The sequence below is a fragment of the Neobacillus bataviensis LMG 21833 genome (assembly GCF_000307875.1).
In the GTDB taxonomy this organism is placed as follows: Bacteria; Bacillota; Bacilli; order Bacillales; family Cytobacillaceae; genus Neobacillus; species Neobacillus bataviensis.
In genome coordinates this window covers 1-19,780 of the sequence record NZ_AJLS01000132.1, presented here as the reverse complement: position 1 = coordinate 19,780, position 19,780 = coordinate 1, and the positions used below count along the sequence as shown (strand labels likewise).

Annotated in this window: 19 protein-coding genes and 1 other annotated feature; of the genes, 3 read left to right on the top strand and 16 right to left on the bottom strand. The window is 39.3% G+C overall.

The genetic code is table 11. The features are described 5' to 3' along the window. The first annotated feature begins 162 nt into the window (after positions 1-162). A complete protein-coding gene (locus BABA_RS19655) occupies positions 163-546 on the top strand; it encodes a hypothetical protein (RefSeq protein WP_007086988.1) in 384 nt (127 codons plus the stop codon). 81 nt (positions 547-627) lie between these two features. Here the strand turns inward: BABA_RS19655 and BABA_RS19650 are convergent, their stop codons facing one another. Genes BABA_RS19650 through BABA_RS19640 form a run of 3 tightly spaced genes read right to left on the bottom strand, consistent with a single transcriptional unit; the run spans position 628 to position 2,521 of the window. Then, complete coding sequence (locus tag BABA_RS19650; RefSeq protein ID WP_007086987.1) at positions 628-1,404, bottom strand: dioxygenase family protein; 777 nt, start codon at positions 1,402-1,404, stop codon at positions 628-630. A gap of 36 nt (positions 1,405-1,440) precedes the next feature. Continuing rightward, a complete protein-coding gene (locus tag BABA_RS19645; protein WP_007086986.1) occupies positions 1,441-1,863 on the bottom strand; it encodes a DoxX family protein in 423 nt (140 codons plus the stop codon). 25 nt (positions 1,864-1,888) lie between these two features. After that, the gene (locus tag BABA_RS19640) at positions 1,889-2,521 is read right to left on the bottom strand and encodes an alpha/beta hydrolase (RefSeq protein WP_235749758.1); all 633 of its coding nucleotides are present in this window, start codon (positions 2,519-2,521) and stop codon (positions 1,889-1,891) included. Positions 2,522-2,863: 342 nt separating this feature from the next. Here BABA_RS19640 and BABA_RS19635 point away from each other — a divergent pair, with 342 nt between their 5' ends. Continuing rightward, positions 2,864-3,403 carry a helix-turn-helix domain-containing protein gene (locus tag BABA_RS19635; RefSeq protein ID WP_007086984.1) on the top strand — a complete coding sequence of 180 codons (540 nt, stop codon included), beginning with the start codon at positions 2,864-2,866 and terminating at the stop codon, positions 3,401-3,403. Between the two features lie 54 nt (positions 3,404-3,457). Here BABA_RS19635 and BABA_RS19630 read toward each other — a convergent pair whose 3' ends face one another. The 4 genes from BABA_RS19630 to BABA_RS19615 all read right to left on the bottom strand — a co-directional run bounded on the left by BABA_RS19630 (position 3,458) and on the right by BABA_RS19615 (position 6,860). Then, entirely contained in the window at positions 3,458-4,243 is a 786-nt protein-coding gene (locus tag BABA_RS19630) for an alpha/beta fold hydrolase (protein ID WP_007086983.1), read from the bottom strand. Between the two features lie 373 nt (positions 4,244-4,616). Continuing rightward, positions 4,617-6,041 carry a hypothetical protein gene (locus BABA_RS19625; RefSeq protein WP_007086982.1) on the bottom strand — a complete coding sequence of 475 codons (1,425 nt, stop codon included), beginning with the start codon at positions 6,039-6,041 and terminating at the stop codon, positions 4,617-4,619. A gap of 193 nt (positions 6,042-6,234) precedes the next feature. Continuing rightward, entirely contained in the window at positions 6,235-6,483 is a 249-nt protein-coding gene (locus BABA_RS19620) for a hypothetical protein (RefSeq protein ID WP_007086981.1), read from the bottom strand. A 107-nt stretch (positions 6,484-6,590) separates the two neighbouring features. Next, complete coding sequence (locus BABA_RS19615) at positions 6,591-6,860, bottom strand: DUF1292 domain-containing protein (RefSeq protein ID WP_007086980.1); 270 nt, start codon at positions 6,858-6,860, stop codon at positions 6,591-6,593. A gap of 139 nt (positions 6,861-6,999) precedes the next feature. Between BABA_RS19615 and BABA_RS19610 the strand changes: the two genes are divergently transcribed. Further along, positions 7,000-7,296, top strand: a complete 297-nt coding sequence (locus tag BABA_RS19610) for a hypothetical protein (protein WP_007086979.1) — start codon at positions 7,000-7,002, stop codon at positions 7,294-7,296. A gap of 52 nt (positions 7,297-7,348) precedes the next feature. Here BABA_RS19610 and BABA_RS19605 read toward each other — a convergent pair whose 3' ends face one another. The 9 genes from BABA_RS19605 to BABA_RS19565 form a co-directional block, all read right to left on the bottom strand. Then, complete coding sequence (locus BABA_RS19605; RefSeq protein WP_007086978.1) at positions 7,349-8,206, bottom strand: DUF3307 domain-containing protein; 858 nt, start codon at positions 8,204-8,206, stop codon at positions 7,349-7,351. Positions 8,207-8,227: 21 nt separating this feature from the next. Further along, positions 8,228-9,016, bottom strand: coding sequence for a hypothetical protein (locus tag BABA_RS19600; protein ID WP_007086977.1), 789 nt, complete (start codon positions 9,014-9,016; stop codon positions 8,228-8,230). Positions 9,017-9,111: 95 nt separating this feature from the next. Beyond that, complete coding sequence (locus BABA_RS19595) at positions 9,112-11,388, bottom strand: ATP-dependent DNA helicase (RefSeq protein WP_007086976.1); 2,277 nt, start codon at positions 11,386-11,388, stop codon at positions 9,112-9,114. Positions 11,389-11,484: 96 nt separating this feature from the next. Next, a complete protein-coding gene (locus BABA_RS19590) occupies positions 11,485-12,726 on the bottom strand; it encodes a glutamate-5-semialdehyde dehydrogenase (RefSeq protein ID WP_007086975.1) in 1,242 nt (413 codons plus the stop codon). 7 nt (positions 12,727-12,733) lie between these two features. Further along, positions 12,734-13,846, bottom strand: coding sequence for a glutamate 5-kinase (proB, locus tag BABA_RS19585; protein ID WP_007086974.1), 1,113 nt, complete (start codon positions 13,844-13,846; stop codon positions 12,734-12,736). Between the two features lie 52 nt (positions 13,847-13,898). After that, positions 13,899-14,106 (bottom strand) — a binding site (T-box leader). Between the two features lie 107 nt (positions 14,107-14,213). Further along, on the bottom strand, positions 14,214-14,825 hold the full coding sequence (gene wrbA, locus BABA_RS19580) for an NAD(P)H:quinone oxidoreductase (protein ID WP_007086973.1): 612 nt from the start codon (positions 14,823-14,825) through the stop codon (positions 14,214-14,216). 138 nt (positions 14,826-14,963) lie between these two features. Continuing rightward, entirely contained in the window at positions 14,964-16,289 is a 1,326-nt protein-coding gene (locus BABA_RS19575; RefSeq protein WP_157273231.1) for an FAD-dependent oxidoreductase, read from the bottom strand. Between the two features lie 47 nt (positions 16,290-16,336). Beyond that, positions 16,337-18,583 carry an AAA domain-containing protein gene (locus BABA_RS19570; protein WP_007086971.1) on the bottom strand — a complete coding sequence of 749 codons (2,247 nt, stop codon included), beginning with the start codon at positions 18,581-18,583 and terminating at the stop codon, positions 16,337-16,339. Positions 18,584-18,644: 61 nt separating this feature from the next. Then, positions 18,645-19,589, bottom strand: coding sequence for a sugar-binding transcriptional regulator (locus BABA_RS19565; RefSeq protein ID WP_007086970.1), 945 nt, complete (start codon positions 19,587-19,589; stop codon positions 18,645-18,647). Between the last annotated feature and the right edge of the window lie 191 nt (positions 19,590-19,780).

Below are 19,780 nucleotides of genomic sequence, written 5' to 3'. Positions count from 1 at the left end.
TATTCACAGAAAAATCACAACCATTTAGCGAATAACTCACAGTTCGACACAATTCTGTAATAAATTTTGGTATTTTTCAAAAATTTTTCCAAGATTTTTGAAGGAGTTTGTCGAAATAAAGAGAATGAATAAAGGAGATTTAAATAAAAGGAGGAATTTTGCTTGAAGAAATTATTAACAGTTCTACTTGGAGGAATTATTGCATTAACTCTTTTTGTAACAACAGGGAATTCGGTAAAAGCAGCAGAACCAACTGATCCACCGACAGTTGAGGGTGATGATTGTGGTTGTCACGACCTAATACCCATCACAGGTGCTGAGAGAAATAAAATAGTTGCAAAGTTTATCAGCAGTGACGTATTCAAAGCGAAGAAAGCAGAACTTTTAAAGTCTGGTTTTAAATGGAATGGTGCGAATACAATCGAGGTAGTACTGCCAGCAGAGGGTGTAACAATGGTTGGCGTACCATTTTTCAATGCAAACGGAGTTCCAACCATCTATGTGTTTATTAATGGTATTTTCGTTGGTACTGCTCCTGCCGAATAATCAAACAAAATTCCCAACCAATAAACGGTTGGGAATTTTGTATTTTATTAGACCAAACATTTTTGGCGAATGCCTATTTACTCACCCAAACTGCCAAACACTATGACTTAGATTTCCATAGCGGAAGCTGCGATGGAGTAAGGTTGCTTTTTGACCGTTATCGGCTGCGCCCATTGCATAGAAAAGCGGGATAAAGTGTTCTTTCCCATATGGCGGTACTGCATATTCCGCGTATGGTGCTAGTGAATCATACTTGAATAATGACTCCACGTCCCAATTGTGCAAATGATGTGCAAGCCAATCATCGAATTCCAGTGCCCATTGGTCAACTTCGTTATCAGCCCATTTCACTGCTCTAAGATTATGGACTGTCCCACCACTACCGATAATTAAAATATCATTGGCCCTTAAAGCCGATAAGGATTTCCCGATTTTATACTGCTCTTCAGGTTTAAGCTGCGGATTGACTGACATGGAAATGACCGGGATATCCGCGTTTGGATAAAGTAGACGTAGCACAATCCAAGCACCATGGTCCAGGCCTCGTTCGGTTTCCACTTCAAATGGGATTCCGTTTGCCTTAAAGAGATTCTGTATTTCTTGTGAAATCTGCTGATTTCCTTGAGCCGGATATTTTATCTGATATAGCGCTTGATCGAAACCGCCGAAATCATAAATAGTACTATACGAATCGACTTCACTTACTTTTTGCTGCGAGGATTCCCAATGGGCAGAAAACAATACAATCGCCTTTGGACGTGGCATGGTTTTACCCAGAGAATTCAAAAATTGTGTATATTCATTATTCTCAATTGCTAATAACGGTGCTCCATGAGCAATAAATAATGATGGTATCATGTAACTTACCCCCTAATTGGATGAATTCCTGACATTTTATAATGAGGTTGTATCTGTCTTTTGACCCTTAAACACGAACTGATCGAGTGCGAACATCTTACTGCCGTTTATTGCAATAAATACTGCCATCGCCAGTAAAGCTAAATCTAACTCATAACCAGCCATTTCACCATTTCCTAAGAAACCTACTGCTAATTTCACTTTCAGAGTAGCCCCAACCATTAATAAAGCAAGTAAACCAGCAACAAATCTACTGCCTAAGCCAAGAATCAAGGCAATACCGCCAATTACTTCTACTAAAGCAACTCCATATGCGAGGAATCCTGGTAAGCCGATTGCATCAAACCAACCAACGATATTCTCAATACCACCTTGAAATTTAACGAATCCATGAACAAAAAACGTAATTCCTAATATTACTCGCAAAATTAATGTACTAGCCTCGAATTTTTTTAACATTTTATATTCCTCCAGTTAATTTTAATTAGTTTTCCAATTGATTAAATATCCAATTAATAAAATCATGATGATTTTTTAAAGAAACAGTATGTCCTTCTTGATAGGTTTTAAATGTAACATCTGCCCCTAACTCACGAAAATACTCATTATTGGCTTTGCCCCAATCAAACGGAAGAACCTGATCCATTTCTCCATGAGAGATGAAAATGGATAAATCATCGACAGGTTTAATGGTGTACTCTTCTTTAACAAAAGCTGGGATGTACCCACTTAATGCAACAATACCCTTTATCCGATCTCCTAACGTCAATCCTAAGGTCATAGAAAGGATTGCCCCTTGGCTGAAGCCAAATAGGAATAATCGACTTGCATCCACTGGATATTCCTCCAATGCATAGTCGATAAAACTTGTTAGCCTACTTATTCCCTCATCGAACACTTCCCGATGTGGTTTCCCATACCCTTGAATCGTAAAATAGGCATAGCCGGGAGGCTGCGACAGGTGGCCACGAATACTAAAAATAAAAAACTCGTCTTCTAAACCTTTTACCATTTGCAGCATATTTTGTTCATTACTACCGATACCATGCATTAGGAATAACGCAGGATACCTTTTTTCCGGGTCGAGTTGTTCCGGCCTGCGAAGTTCATATATCATAGGTGCATTCACCTTCATCATCCTTTCTTTAAACAAAAATTGTTAGTTCACTCCTTATAACCATAATGTAGACTCATTAAGACAAAGCTAATCTCATGAAATCCATTTTGTTAAATCATAAAAACAAATGGCATAGTTAGGTGAACTTGCTTGTCTTTTTGTATTTTAATAGAGAGAAAAGATTCATATTAGGAAACATATAAACAAAAAAATAAACCAACATTGTTTCTATATATGAATCTTTGTTACATATAGAATAACAATTTACAAAGTGGATTGTCAATTGTTTTTTTGCTAATATATAAATATGTTCTATATTAGCAAACTATTGAGGTGGTTCAATTGGATATTGGCTCAAAGATTCGGGCAATACGAAATAGAAAAAAAATCACCATTGCACAAATGTGTGAAGGAACTGGACTTTCAAAAGGATTTATTAGCAATGTTGAGAATAACAACACCTCTCCATCCATTAACACACTGCAAACCATTGCAACTTATTTGGATATTCCACTGCCTTATTTGCTGCTTGAAAAGAAACAACATATGCAAGTTGTTAGAAAAGAGGAAAGAACTTACTCTACTTTAAATAAATTAAAAATCGAGCATATAACATCTAAAGGCGGGTTACGGTTAACAAGTGTGGAGTTTCCACCTGGCGCTTCAATTGGTGATGCTCACGCACATGAAGGAGAAGAGTGTCATTTAGTATTGGAAGGAAAAGTTCTTGCGGAGCAGGGTGAAGACTCTTTTATTCTGGAACAAGGGGATTCTTTTAGCTGGAATGCTTGTGTACCGCATACTGTTACAAATATCGGAAATGAAAAAGCGGTCGTACTGATTGCTGTTCATTCCGATAAAGAACTTAATGACTTGTTATAGAGCTCCTCAAGGTAACCACCGAGGAACCAAACTGGTTCCTCGCTACTTCGATTGCTAAATCCGTGATAGATATTCCTTCATTACAGTAATAAGGTCTTGATGGTTTTCATACATACTCATATGTCCGGAATTCCTTACTATCTCTTGTTGGATATTATCTCTGCTCACCGAAAATGTTTTTTCAGCTGGAATGATTTGATCCTGTTCACCTGCTATTAAAAGCACGGGCAACGAAGTCGTTTTCAATACATGATTACGATCAGTCCGATTCTTCATTGCAGATAATGCACTAATAGCACCTTCTGGAGAAGTTAAGTATCCTATTTCTTTAGCTGCACTTACATAATCTTGTTGTACGTTTTCTGGCGAAAACAGCTTTGGTACCAATCCATCGATTAGAACTTTTATTCCCTCATTGTTTACCTTTTCTACGTTCGCCACTCTACCCTTTTTCGCCTCTTCCGAATCAGGAAAGGCAGTTGAATGGACTAGTGCGAATCCATTTAAGTGATTGCTATATTTTTCTGCAAAGGCGAGTGTAATGTACCCCCCTAATGAATGGCCAAACATCGTTACCTTTTGGACATTTAACAGTTCTAGAATTCCCTTAATTATGTCCGCATAATCCTCAATCGAGGAACCTTCATTTCCTATACTCGATTCCCCATGACCTGGAAGGTCTGGTGCGATTACGCGATAGGATTTTGAAAGTTCTGGAATCACGTTTTCCCAATAACGGGAACTTCCACAGAAACCATGGAGGAGAACAATTACTTCCCCTTCACCCTGGTCAACATACCCAATTTTTGTATCTGATAATTTAACACTTTTTGTTTGCATAATATTAATCACTCCTTACAATAGTGGATACCCATAAGTATAATACTGAATCCTCTCCCAATTGAAATAGGGAGGTTCTAAATAATTAGACCTTCTTTAATGAAGGGTACACGTACTTTCCCTTTTCTCTACTAGACAAAAACATGGTTTTTGTTGTTTGAACTCTATGGTTTTCCGTGCAACATTTGCGAACCAACAACTCTGACACAAGAAAGAAAAACAGTCTAAATTATGTTAGAAACCTGATGGTTTCCAATTGTCGTTTAGCGTTCGCGTCTGGCATTAGCCACCATGCCAAACAGAAGTTATCCATGTCTCACGACATAAAGTTTCTGTTCTTCCGTGGGATTCAACACGGCAAGGTTTATATATTTTAAAATCCGATACTAGAAATGAATTTCTTATTTAATGACCGAAGATGCTCTTCGGTTTTTTTATAATTATCATAAAACACATCAAAGTTTTCTTTACATTTTTCCCCATTCACCTTATTTTTCGCCTTATTAACATTTTTAATTAACCAAGCAGAGTAACAGTCGCGTTGAATTTTTGTACCATCTGGTAAGACATGAAAACGTTGAGATAATTTCTTTTTTGTATAAACGTTCGATATATGACAATACTGGCTTGCTTTTACCGTCCAAGTGTTCACATAATCAATTTTTTTACCTTGATACGATAGTTTTCTATCTATGATAGATAAAAACATGCTTGGTGCTTTATAACCAATCCGTTTACCAAACTTGGTCTTTTGTAGCCCTTTATAATTCATCTTTTCACAATAGACTACATTGCCCATTTTTAGTATTTGATTAGCTGATTTATTGTGCATGATTCTTCTGACAGCCGCTAATTTTCTACATATTTCTTTTAATTCAAATAAAAGTTTCCAATAGCGTTTAGAGCGAATCCATTTCCCTGTGTTTCTTTTTTTTATGGTTCTGTCAGGGTTAAATTTATTCGGATTAGTCGCTCTTCTGGAACGGTCCATTTTTCTTAGAATAAGCCGTTTCTCTTTCACAAGCATATCTAATCCTTCGCAAAACTCCTCTATTTGAACATCCTTATCCGAAACAGCAGCAACAGTGGAAATCCCCATATCAATGCCTACCCCACCATCTACTGTCTTATGTTTTTGTGGCGGAATTCCTTTCAATACTAATTGAAGATAATATTTTACTTTTCTACGGATGGTTTTTCTAACCAATCGGCAATAGGCTATTTCGTCATGCATAGCTCTTTGAAGATATTCATCTTTTATCGGAATATGAATTTTTATTTCAAGACCATTCCAAAAAAGAATTCCATTCTCATAAGTTAATCCTGATTCATTATTTTTTCCTTCAATTGAATCAAATTGTCCGTACTTTTTATAGTGCACCTTTTTTCCATTACCAAAAAGATAATCAGAGATAGATTTCCAAACTTGAAGAGCAATTTTTTGTACTATGTGTGAATCAAGATGGACCTTTTGCTTATGTTTTTTATCTTTTGACTTTTTTTGTTTAAAATGTTTCCCCATTTCTTTAACAATTCGTTCCGCACCAGTTTTGGACACATCATATTTTTCTCTTATTTCTTTTAGCCGCTCAGAACGTTTTTCAGACTTATCTTGTTTTAACCAGTATTGATAATCCTCATCTGCTCTCAAGAGTTGAATTTTATCCATCATTTTACGTTTACAGGCATTTGAAATATGGCGGGCGATTTCAAATCTCTTTTCAAGAGTATTAAATTGTAAAGTCTCTAATAGTAAGTCTAATTCAACAATGTATCTAGTTTTCGTTTCCTTTGCCATCTGTTTCACCCCGAACAAACATTCTATAATTATATTATAAGAATTAATTAACTGGTTTTCAACAAATAACCATCGGTAAAAACAAAAGAACAGGCATTCATCACCTCATTGAAATAAGGTGCGTTATGCCTATTAATTTGTAAATCGCTGAAAATAAAAATGCATTACCTCCTGTAGAAGCAATGCACCAAAATTAGCCGATTTGTTCCTCAGTTATATCAGTATTTAATAATGAGCGTTTATTTGGGATTTGCGTTAAATTAGATCTTTTCAATAAATAATGTAAGTGATCGATAGGCATAGAACCGTAGCCCTTGCTGTCACCGAGAATAAATTGTACCGTAACCCCATTATTGCTTTTCACCGTCATCGTTTCAGCAGAATTAAAAAATTCTTTCGCTGTCTGCGAAATTTGATATTTGGTTCCTTCTTCAATTAACATGATTATCTCCTTTTTAGGTATTCTCAATGTTATTGTTCCACAACACCATTTCTAAATACATAATATTTCCAATTGTAATAGTAAAAAAAGAGAGGTTCCCCTCTCGCTTACTCTTCCTCATCCATCATTTCATCAAACGCGGCAGAAACCTTATCGAATTCCTCATCACTTTCAATGGCAGAGAAATCGCCATCGGCATCAACCTTTAAAAAGAAAATATCAATATCGTCATCTGTTTCTTGTTTAATATCTTCTGCAAAACCGACAGCCACATAGTCTGTTCCTTCAACCGTCATAACTCCCAGCACTTCTACTTCCTGTTCATCATCATTCTCATCGCTTATTGTAAAGATTTCGCCTACTTCAATTTTACTCATATAGAACCCTCCCTTTCTTCATTTAAAAAGCATTCTTCAAACAGTATCTCTAAAATGAATAAAATTTAACCTACAATTTTACCTATTCAACAAAAGTCCGATATAATAAATTTATTAAGATAGGTAAGGAGAAAACAATATGAGTCAAAAAGAGATAGAAGATAAAATCATTCAACACTATCAGGCTGAAGAGAAAATGATGATTCTTGTTTTTGCCCAATGGTGTGTAAATCATGATCTAGATCCGGAAGAATTATACTTGCGTGCCTATCCAAGCCAGTCTGCGAATCCTGCCTTAAAAGAAGCAATCGAGTTAACAGTCCCTAAAGATGAAGCGGGAGAAATTACTGACGAGACATTGCTAGGCGTTCTATCGATGTTCGGTAACGATGACCTTGCTTTTGTTATTACAGAAGAAACCCGCAAAACAAAATAAACAAACTCACCCGTTTTATGCCGGTGTGTCTCGACAAGAAACGGGTGGAATCTTAAGTCAAAACCTCACGTAAAATAATCCCAAGTGAAATGCCGATGAACATGGAGGTTAACGTACCAAGCAAGAAATACTCCGCCCAATTCCGGTCATCCATTTGTTTGAACCTGGCAATCGATTTTGCGGCAACAATAAACCCAATCGCGGGATAAGCACTATAAAATGTTAAAACTAACACTAGCAGTCTTTCAATATAGCCAATTAATTTTCCGCGAGAAAGGTCGTGCTTGGAGAAAATGGTGTAGTGATATTCCTCGGTTAAACCCATTTTTCCTCTATTTGCAAAGCCTTCTTCCTGTCGATCTGCCTTAAATGCATACCTTCCTTCAAAGGATAACAGCTGATTCGGTATTGATCCTAATAGGATCCTAATCGCATGCCCACTGACACTTGTAGTTAAAATGACCATGATCACAATAAACAACCAAGCATTAACCGTACCTAACTGTGAACCTTCAGCAAAAACTTCAAGTATTTTGTTGTAGCTTATATTGATAAATAAATGACAGGCCAGAATGATCATAAACAGATGGAGTAATTGATCTAATATGAAAAAACCAAGCCGTTTCAGATTCTCCTCATTTGATATTTTTATAGTATCAAGCATTTTCATTTTTACTACGTCGATGAGGAAATGCGACACAACGATAAATACCAACGGAAAAATAAAGGAATGCAAGATATTCACTGCTTTAAACTGAAATATCAAGAAGCCGCCTAGAATGAGGGCAGACATGAAAAAATGATGTATGATATGCTTCTTGATATTTTTCTGCTTATCCTTCACCATTTCATTTGTTTGTAAATAAAAATCGGCAATTAAATGCGCGAGTATTAGACATAAAATCAGCATGGTTTCCCCTCTTTATTCGGTTTATTGCTTTTGATCCAACAGTGTCTTTATATTTTTTTTCAAATGATTTCTGATTGAATTGGTTACTATTTCGCTCTTTATATCAATGCCTTGATATGCCTTTTCCTGTAAGGAATTGAGAATGTTAATGATTTCATGAAAGCTACCCAGAATTTCTACACTTTTTCCTTTTTTAAAATGACTTGAAATGGTCGGCGGTGTTTTACCAAGTAATGTTCCAACCGCCTTTTGCTGCTGCAGGATTAAATAAGCGGAACATACCAGCTCCTGGATATTTGTTTGTTCTTTTATGAGGCCGTACTGCAAATACAGTATTGTATTAAATAACGATTCGAATTCATTTCTAAATTGATTATATAAAAATGGACTAGTATAAAATTGGTCAAGCTCAAATTTAAAGAGGGGTCTGTTTGATTCTTGTTTTAACAAATCATTTGCATATCGAGCCTGCTTAATTAACGGATGAATCCATTTTTCAATATCAACTTCTTCCAGTTTTCGATCAATATCACCAAAAGCCAAACCAAAATAGGGTTTATGATCACGATATTTCCAAATCCTGCTGATGAAAAAAGCAAGGATATACGCCGTGGAATAGCCATAGCCAATAAAGATAATTTCATCCCCGGCTCGATGCTTGACTTGTGTGGGGACCATTTCCTTCGTCCAAATGTTGATCCCTTTCACCATTTCATCTAGATAGACAGTCAGTTCATCCCCCATATTATTCGTAGAAGAATTACTGACATCTAATATAAAAATCGATATTGGATAATGTTTTTTTTGCACATTTCCTCACCCTAATTAGATTATTTAGTCTAATTTTAATAAAGTTAGATTAAATAGTCAAATGATGATTTGATTTGCTTCATTAGTCTAACTCTTCAAATGATTGTAAACTGCTTCCATTCTTGCGGCAAGAGCATTTGATACTGCTTTTGTAAAAAACGATCATCTACAAGAACAATCGTCCCATGATCAGTCTCCGAGCGAATCAATCGTCCTCCTGCCTGCAAAACCTTATTCATGCCTGGATACACATAGGCATAATCATAACCATTTTTTCCCTGCTTGTTAAAATGATCCTTAATAAGGTTCCGTTCGAAACAAAGCTGCGGTAATCCGACGCCAACCACTACCACCCCATTTAAACGATCCCCGATTAAATCGATCCCTTCAGAAAAAATTCCGCCAAGGACAGCAAATCCAAGTAAAGTCTTATTTTGATCAGCTTTAAAGGCTGCCAAAAACTCTTCTCTTTCTTCTTCCGTCATCCCAGTGGATTGAATTAATGTTTGAGTTTCCTCATCTACTTGCTTGAACTGCTCATAAACGGACAGAAGGTATTGATAAGACGGAAAAAATATCAAGTAATTACCTGGCCTGTTGTTAATTAAAGATTGTACCATTGCTATTATAGAATTCTTCGTCCGATCCCGATCCTTGAAGCGAGTCGACAATGGTTTAATAAACGCGTCAACCTGCTCTTCTCTGAATGGAGAAGGGATGGATTGAACATAATCCTCCTCATCCCCGCCAAGGATATCTTGGTAATAGGGTAAAGGCGAAAGTGTTGCGGAAAAGAATACCTTTGCGCGATAGCCTTTTCCCATTTGCCTTAGGAGTTTGGCTGGATCGATGCAAAACAATTTGACGGTTACATCGTTTTGATTTTTCTCACCATAAATCACATATTGTTTATCTAAAAGATCAATAATTTTCAAGAAGTTATTTACCATGAAATAAGCTTCCAATAGATTTTGGGAGGTCTCTGTTTTTAGTACTTGTTCTGCCTCCTTTAAAAATTGAGTGAGTTGATCTAAAAATGCTTCATCCAGCTGTTCTAAGATAAATTCGGTTTTTGTGGCGTGATCTTTTTTCAAGGAAATGAATGAAGCATTCAACTTACTAGCTGCTCCATATATCACTTTATTGACACCGTTAAAGTCTTTTTTTAATTGAAGAAATGTCTCTTTATTTAATGAGGCTGAGAACATCTCCCGACCGCGGTCAACTAGATTGTGTGCCTCATCCACGAGTAAGGCCGTAGACTTTTTTTGCTCCTCAAACAGTCGCTTTAGCGATACCCGTGGGTCAAAAACATAATTGTAATCGCAAATAATCGCATCTACGGCATAGGCAAGATCAAGTGAATATTCAAATGGGCAGACTGTATGTTTACGGGCATACGATTCGATTACTTCACGGGTCATGGCGCTATCATTTGATAAAATGTCAAGCACCGCGTCATTAATCCGGTCATAATACCCATCTGCAAACTCGCAATAATCCTTTTGACATTTCGTTTCTTCCTTAAAACATACCTTATCCTTAGCCGTAATGGTCACGACTTTTAAACAAAGACCGCAAGAACGCATGCGGGAAAATGTCTCCTCAGCCGTTGTCCGTGTAATCGTTTTAGCGGTAAGGTAGAAAATTCGATTCAGCTGACCTTCACCAATCGCCTTTATAGTCGGAAAAAGAGTTGATATCGTCTTGCCAATCCCGGTTGGCGCTTTGGCAAATAGGTTTTTTCCTTCTAATATGGTTTTATAAACACCACCGGCCAATTTCCGTTGTCCGGCGCGATATGTTTCAAATGGAAAAGCTAGCTCTTTGCAACTTTCATTCCGTCGTGATTGATGATTGTGTTGCAGTTTAGCATATGGAGCGTAGCCATCAATCACCTGGAAAACAAATTCCTCTAATTCTGAGAAAGTGTAACTCTTTTTAAAATATCTCTTTTCTTCCGTTTCAACATGGACATAGGTAAGCTGGACGAGAATTTCCGGCAGTGAATTGTCTTTTGCATACGTATAGGCATACATTTTCGCTTGCGCCCAATGGACTGGGAAACCCTCTCCCTCCAATTGTTCCAGCGGTTGGCTGAAAGATTTAATTTCATCTATTGTTACCTTACCATCATCAAATAAAAGCCCGTCGCATCTGCCATCAATGAAAAATATAAGGCCATCGTACGGGATTTCAGTGCTCAGATAAACCTCTTTTTGATCACCATCACGATAGGTTTTCTGGATTTTTTGATGAATCCTTGTCCCATCTGAAAGCGTCGATTGTGAGCGAAAACGGGCATCGATACTGCCGCTTTTGTACACATATTCAACCAGATTTCGTACGGAAATATGAACATCATTTGACACTAACTCACCAACTTACTATTAGAGAATGTATGTTTGCATTTTAATTATAACAGAAAACAAAAAAAATAGGCGCATTTTCAGCGCCTACATCACACGTTATGAGCGAATTTGTCCAGTTCCCTGCACAATCGCTTTTGTAGTTGTTAATGCCCTCAATCCCATTGGCCCGCGGGCATGGAGTTTTTGTGTACTGATACCAATTTCTGCGCCATAGCCAAACTGCTCGCCATCCGTAAACCGTGTCGAGGCATTGTGATAAAGTACGGCTGCATCCACAGCTTTGAAAAATAAACGTACATTTTCTGTATCTTCACTAATGATCGCTTCAGAATGCTTTGTTCCGTATTGGTCGATATGATCAATAGCACCTTTCACATCACTCACAAGTTTTACAGCTAAAATCGGGGCTAAAAATTCAGTGTGCCAATCCTCTTCAACTGCATGTTTAACAAAAGAATAGGCCGAAACCAATTCTTCACTTCCCCGTAATTCAATCCCTTTTTCATATAGCGCATTCAGCATCTCTGATACATATGGCCATTTCTCATGAATAAGTAACGTCTCTGCCGCATTGCAGACAGATGGCCGGTGCAATTTCGCATTAATCGCAATTTCAATCCCCATTTTTTCCCCAGCTGTTTCATCAATAAATACATGACAGTTGCCAACACCTGTTTCTAACACGGGAACCGTGGCATTTTGGACAACTGATTGTATTAAGCCTGCACCGCCGCGTGGAATGAGAACATCTAAATACTCGTTTAATTTAAACATGTGCGCGGCTGTTTCGCGTGAGGTATCCTCAAGAAGCTGCACGGCATTCTCTGGAATAGCCGTTCCCGCCAGCGCACCCCGCATGACATAAACTAGTGCTTTATTCGAATGAATCGCCGAAGAACTTCCTCGTAAAAGCACGGCATTCCCCGCTTTTAAACATAGACTGCCCGCATCAACCGTCACATTTGGGCGTGCTTCGTATACCATTCCGATCACCCCAAGCGGTACCCGAATCGTTTCAATTTGCAATCCATTAGGTCGTTCCCACGCTTCAATCGTTTCACCAATTGGATCCTCTAGATGAATTAACTGACGAACTCCATCCACAATCTGTTCAATTCTTTCCTCTGTTAACAATAAACGGTCTAATAGAGACGAAGTTAGTCCGTTTTCTCTACCGGCTTCAATATCCTTGGAATTTTCGCTTAAAATCCATTCTTTCTCCGTCAGTAAATGGTCAGCCATTTTCGCCAACGCTTCGTTTTTCTCATCTGCCGAAAGCATCCCCATTTGTTTGGCAGCTTTTTTTAACTTTCTGGCTTTTTCTACTAACTCACTCATCCCTCAATCACTCCTTTGGCATAGTTACCCAATTATCCCGGTGGATCACTTCTGCCTTTTTATTTATGGAATACACCTTTGACTGTTCACTTGGTAACCCTTTTACCTTTAGTAAATCCTTTGAGGAATAATAAATTTGCCCTTTTCCAACGGTCATCCCTTTTTGGTTCCTGACAACCACAACATCTAATGCATTAAACTCACCAATGACATTCGTGACTCCGACTGGCAATAAACTTTTGCCTTGAAACAGGATTGCCCTTTCTGCCCCATCGTCGATTTCAATCACGCCACCGACTTGAGAATGATAGGCAATCCATTGCTTTCTCATTTGCATTTGAGTTTGGAATGGACCGCCAATATAGGTTCCGTCGCCCTTCCCGACCAAAATATCCGTTAGCTTTTCCTTGCCGACCCCAGTTCCAACAAAGACACTGACACCGAGCGACAACGCTTTTTTTGCCGCCAATAACTTCGACTTCATGCCACCAGTACCAACGGAAGAACCACTTTCACCAGCAACAGCAAGCAATTCTTCCGACACCTCTGGAATAAAATTAAATTTTTTTGCCTCACGTGACACCCGTGGATTGCCGTCATAAAGCCCGTTTATATCTGTTAATATAATCAAGGCATTGGCATGTAAAAAACCGCTGACGAGGGCCGACAGCAAATCGTTGTCCCCAAAGGTCAATTCCTCAATCGATACTGAATCATTTTCATTTATAATTGGCAATACGCCTCTTTGAAGCAGCTCATGGATTGTCGAAAAAAGGTTTTGAAACCGTGTCTGGCTGTAAAAATCTTCCCGAGTTAATAAGATTTGCGCCGGTACCATATCAAACTCTTTAAACAGCTGAATATACTGTTGCATTAACAGCCCTTGCCCAACAGCTGCTGCCGCTTGCTTACCTGCCGTACTTTTTGGCCGCGTTGGATATCCCAGCGAGCCAAAACCTGCCGCAACTGCACCGGACGAAATCAGTATGACCTCATGCCCTTCATTTTTTATAAAAGCAAGTGCCTCCACATGATCACGGATTTTCTCTTCAGAAATCGTCCCCGAAGCATTTGTAAGCGAACTGCTCCCAATTTTCACCACCACAAGCTGTTTTTTCATTTCAATCCGAACCTTTCCTTACAAAATTAAAAAACGATTCCTCTGTCCTATAAAAAAGGACGGAAGAATCGTTTCCGCGGTACCACCTTAATTGGTGCATTAGCACCCACTTTAACCCGTAACGAGGGAAACGGCTTATGTTTTCATAAGCAGTATTCAGAGGGCAGGTTCAATCATCTTTCCGTGAGAAACCTTTCAGCCTATGGGTTTCACTCTCTTACACATGCCAATGATTTACTAATCCCTTACCGTTTTCTTTTGATAATTTTCTTTGATTATCCATAGAAAATAAGAAAATGTCAATACAATTGTTTGAAAATTAACAAAAAGAAAGCCAACTAGGTTTTCCTAGCCAGCTCCAATTCCATTATTGATTTGCCTTTTTCACCCATTCAGCTACCGTTACCGTCCGTTTTGCCTGGTGCTTAACCGTTGCTTCCACATCTTCAATCATTTTTCCATCTTGACCCACTGTTACACTAGTTCCGTAAGGATTTCCCCCAGAACCATATATAACTGGATCGGTATAACCAGGTGCTGCAACGATCGCACCCCAATGGTACATCGAGGTGTAAAGTGATAAAATGGTTGCCTCTTGACCACCATGAGGATTTTGGGCTGAGGACATCGCACTCACCACTTTATTCACGGTCTTACCGTTAAACCAAAGGCCGCCACAAGTATCAATGAATTGCTTCATTTGCGCCGGCATATTGCCAAATCGAGTCGGAACACTAAAGATAATGGCGTCAGCCCACTCAATATCCTCCAATTTTACCTCTGGCACATGTGCAGTTGCTTCCACATGCGCTTTCCAGCCTGGATTTCCTTCAATCACGGATTGTGGTGCAAGTTCCGGCACTTTTAATACTTTTACCTCTGCCCCAACTTCCTTTGCACCTTCAGCAGCCCATTGTGAGAGCTGATAATTCGTTCCGCCCATGCTGTAATATATGACGGCTAATTTAACGTTTGTCATTTCTTTGTCCCCTTTTCATTTATATTTCAAATGTTCCATTTGTTCCACAACTAACAAATTTATCATTCCCGTTTATACTGTTTTCATTCCATAAAAAAAGGCGGGAAACCTCTAAAGGATTCCCACCAACACGAAGGATTATTTCCTTTTTAAAACCTCCTTGATTGTAGAAGGTTTAAAAAGAATTCCAGCCGGACTAACCAAATTCATCACCTTAATAAAGTCTTTATAAATCGACTCATTTGTTGATGAAAGTAAAAAAAGGTTTTTAACGTACCATTGTTGAAATTTCAAACCAAACGGCCTCTTCCCTTTTACCTGCTCATAACGAAAATCTTCACAGAGAACCATCGACCAAACCGGCGCTACAATCTTTGCCAATTTCTTTTGTAACTTTTTCAAGCTGCTTGATTTCGGTGAAGATGCGAAATATTCCCTGATTGCTAATGCCTCTAATGCCGCGATACTCATTCCTTGGCCAAATACCGGATCGATGCGGCAGATGGAATCACCTGCAACAAGTAATCCCTCCGGCAAGTCCACTTTATCAAAACGCCGCCACTTAATATGCGGGATTTGATAAATAGCGGTTTCGGTAATAGATGTTGCTTTTAGTAATTCTTGCTGAAGATCTGGCAGAGGCAATTTCCCTGCATGTTTGATAAATCCTGCTTCACTATTCACTTCTGCGGGTTTCAAAGTATTCAAATACCCGATTAATGTCGCAATATATTTACCGTCCTCGGCCATAGAAAGGGTACCGCCCAGTGTTTGGTTTGGCGGCTCAGGATAAATGAGTTTTATCTTAAAATCTTTTGGTGGTTCAGGTAGAGTAAATTGCCGTGTTGCATAGCAAAGGCCAATTTCAACCTTTTCTTCCGGAACGGTGCTTCCTTGCTTTTCCATCCACGATTTCGTGAAGGAGGCTGCTCCGCTTGTATCTACCACTAAATCTCCATCAAGGGTTTTTATTTCATTTTCATACTGGATCTCCACTCCACAAATCTTACCAGTGTCAGACGAAAGTTTGTATGATCGCACCTTTACACCATATGTATAGCTAATATTCGGAACTTGCTTTACCCTTTCCTCTACGTAAGACTCAAGCAGCGGCCGCGTTTGTAAAAGCGTTGTATCCTTACTTGAAAAGCGCAGCTTCCAGACCCCGTGATGGAACCAAGCCAAATCCTTAATCGAATCGATTTTAATGGATCCACGGTTAATCATATCCTGTTGAAAACCGGGAAACAGGCGTTCCAATGCATGGTCACCAGCATGGAGAAGTGCGTGAATATGATGTGCTTGGGAAACACCTGCCCGTACTGTTTTATCATCATCGGGCATTTTATCTTTCTCCAATATTACTATACGATGAAAATAGGGCGAAATCGCAGCGGCAATTAACTTTCCTGCCATCCCACCGCCAATAATGATTGCTCTTCTTTGAACTTGTTCACCATTCACCTTCATAATTTCCCCTTTTTTGCTTTTCGGAAAAACACCTGTAATTCCTATTCTTTTATTAAAAATTGACCTAAAAAATGCTCTGAAACCTTTTCCGAATCAAGCCTTGCTGCGATATAGGGCGGTTGAATTCCTTTAGCTCCTTCAATCGGTAATCCCAGCCACAGCAGCCGCTGGTCGATGATAATAAATGGGAAGGATAAGTTTTCGTCCATCCTATACTGTGGCTGAAGCTCAAGCCATTCTTCAGTGGAAATCACGGTTAATTTTACGAGTTTGTCCCGATTGTTTAACCTCTCCTGCCATTGCAGTGAAAGTGCTGTTTGCGATGGTAAAGAGATGATAATAGATGACCTCGCCTCAGCTAAATCTAGGAACACTTTCTCAAGCTTCCTAGCATGCATCCATTGTAATCTTGGATGTTGATTCTTAATCCAAGTTCCAATTTCCCTTGTTCCTACCGTTTGCCGCTGTCTTTCATGATGCTCCACAAGCTGTCTAAGTGTCTTTCCGTTATAAACATGCTTGCGGATAAAGGATCTATCACTAACATGGATAAACTTTCCTTTTGTTCTCGTAATCGCAACATTAATCAATCGTTCGCTATCTTTTCCTGTTAACAGCATGCCTGCACGGGTTTGCGGCTCCCCGTCGACGGTATCAAACACCATGACATCACGCTCACTACCCTGAAATCTATGCACGGTCGCTGCAATAATATCAGCTGTTGATCGTTCCTTTTCGTATAAATCCTCGAGAATTAGCTCCATTAAATTGGCCTGGGCACGATATGGCGTAACATATCCAATCGAACGTATTCCACTCAAGTATGATTCATGAATAAGTTGAAACGATAATAACGCCTGCCATACATTCATTCGAGAATGGGATGTCCGCTCATTCATACAGTGGGCGCCAGTAAAACTCGTATCCACTAGAACAGATGCCTGATTAGGAAAGGGAGCTTTTTCAACAATTTCATTTCTACTCCTTCGAACACTCTCATGATCACCCACAAGTGAATGGTAAACATACTGATTCGTGAAGGCAGAGATATCCGGATGCATTCTCCGTTGTTCTTTTAATAAAAATAAATGCGGGTGCAGTTTACCGTTTTCCACCCAATCGGCTACACCTGCCCGGTGAAAAATATCCTCCTTCAGCCACATCGAAACCAAAGCATCCCTCGATGACGCAATCGGTGGCAGTTGCTTAAAATCGCCGCAAATAATAACCCGTTTCCCTAGTGTTGCAGCGAAAGCAGCCTGCGGCACATATGCCATGCTTGCTTCATCCAAAATAACTACATCAAATTCCTTTTCATAGATTGCCGGGTCGCTCGCTGCTTTTGCCAGTGTTGATCCGACAACAAACGCATCCTTCACAAACTGAATTTCCTTTTGACGAATTTTGTCTAGAACTCTGGCAATCTTCGTCTCCAGCTCCAGCAAATGATCGGTGTCCCTTTTGCTAAAAGAACGAGCTAAATCCTGCTTCAGATGATGTCTTTCTACTATTAATTTTTCTTTATCCTCTGCAAGATGCGGATCTTGTCTTTGTAGCAGCTGGGTTGTGGTAATCGCCTCATGATTTGCGAGCTGCTCTCCAGTATTTGATCCATAGCGAAGAACATCCCCTTCACGGAAGCGGTCTTTCTTTTTAATAAAGGCAGAAATTTCAGCGATTAGAACATCAACCGCTTGATTGCTGTGCGATAAAATCAGGATCCGCTTTTCCTGAAAGTATTTATTAGCTGCCGTCCGAGCCAATGTATAGGTTTTACCTGTTCCAGGAGGCCCCCAAACAAAAGTAACCGGATTGTATTTTGAACGTAAAACCAACTCGTGGATATTGCTTTTTATTTTTTCATCCGGATGCTTTGCCGGCATCGAGGGATCCATCAATTTTTTTACCCGTAAACGTTTTTGTTTATTTTTTTTGATATCATCCAGTCGTTCGATAAGTTGTTCAAGCAGCTCCCATGGATCGTGAAAAAGAAATGCCTCGGGGATTAAGTCTCCGAAGGACTTCTCGAGGTCAATCATCACACCTTTGCCTTCTGATGATAGCACACGTCCACTTTGTTTCATGCCGCCCCATTCCAGACGAATCGAGGATCCAACGGGAATCCGTAATGAATAGGCGGTATCAAAATAATAGGTAAACGAGCTGTCACTCGATAGCAATCTTCCATTTGAGACAATAAATTTGTTACTTCCGTATTTTTTCAAATGGATGATTTCATTTTGTAGTGCCTGCTGCCATTCTTTTATGTAGGTTACTGTACTTGTCATGGATCTCTTCCTTTAATGATATAAGGTACTACCTGTATTCAGCCGCATCAAACATTTTTATTCATCCCATATCAAGTAAGGCTTTGGCTGTATATTGGTCAGTAATTAGGACATTGGCGTGGCGCCCCCGAAGTGCCCCGTAAATTCCATCAATTTTTGTGTTGCCGCCGGCAATGAGGATGCCATATTCTTTTTCACCCAAATCAGAGAGTTCAATTCCAATTGTACGCTCATTTAAAGCTGGATGACTAATACGCCCATCGATGCCGATGAACCTTGAGCATATATCACCGACCGTATGATTGGATTTCAATATTTCGATGTCATTGTCCAAAAAATAACCTGCGTGCATGAGCGTCGATTGTTCTCCTGGTTCCCCAACTGTAAAAATTGCAATATTTGCTCGTTTGCCTAGTTCCAAAATCCTTTTTACATGCCTATCGGCAACTATCGCTTGTTTCACTAGAATATGATCCACTACTGCCGGGACTGGTAAAAAATGTGGGGTCGTATGAAAGGCACTTGCCAGACCATTGACGATGTCTGATGCATAGGTGTTTGATTCTGAATAACTGACCCCGCCATTTAACTGGACAATCGTAACGTCCTTTACATTCTTAGGCTGCAGTTTTTTAACCAGTTGAAAAAGAGTTGTTCCCCAAGTAATCGCGATGGTATCACCGCTTTGAACAATATTGTGCAGGTATTCAGCGGAGACCTCTCCAAGTTTCTCTTTAATCAGCTCGTCCTCATATTCCGGAATCGGGGCGACCATACAGTGCTTTAATTGAAATCTTTCCTTGATCTGCTTTCCCAATTCGAGAACATCTTCCGCCGGGTCACAAATTTTTATTTGGACGATCCCTTCTTGAACAGCCTGGACAAGAAGCCTTGAGACGGTGGGGCGGGATATTCCTAACTTTTCCGCAATTTCCTGCTGGCTGTAATCCAATTGGTAGTACATTCTAGCCACATCTACCAAGCGCGAAATTTTATCATCCGCCATATTCATTCACCTATTTTTCTAAGTTATCTATTTGAAATGAACTATTTAATGAGAAAGGTATCAGTTTTAAACCTATATTTTAGTATACAGTGCATTTTTTTCAGTGTCGATTATTTATAAAAGCGCAAGCGCCCTGGTCAGCGGCGTATGGCCTGGAGCGCTCCAACTGAGATAAAGGAAACACGAAGAGC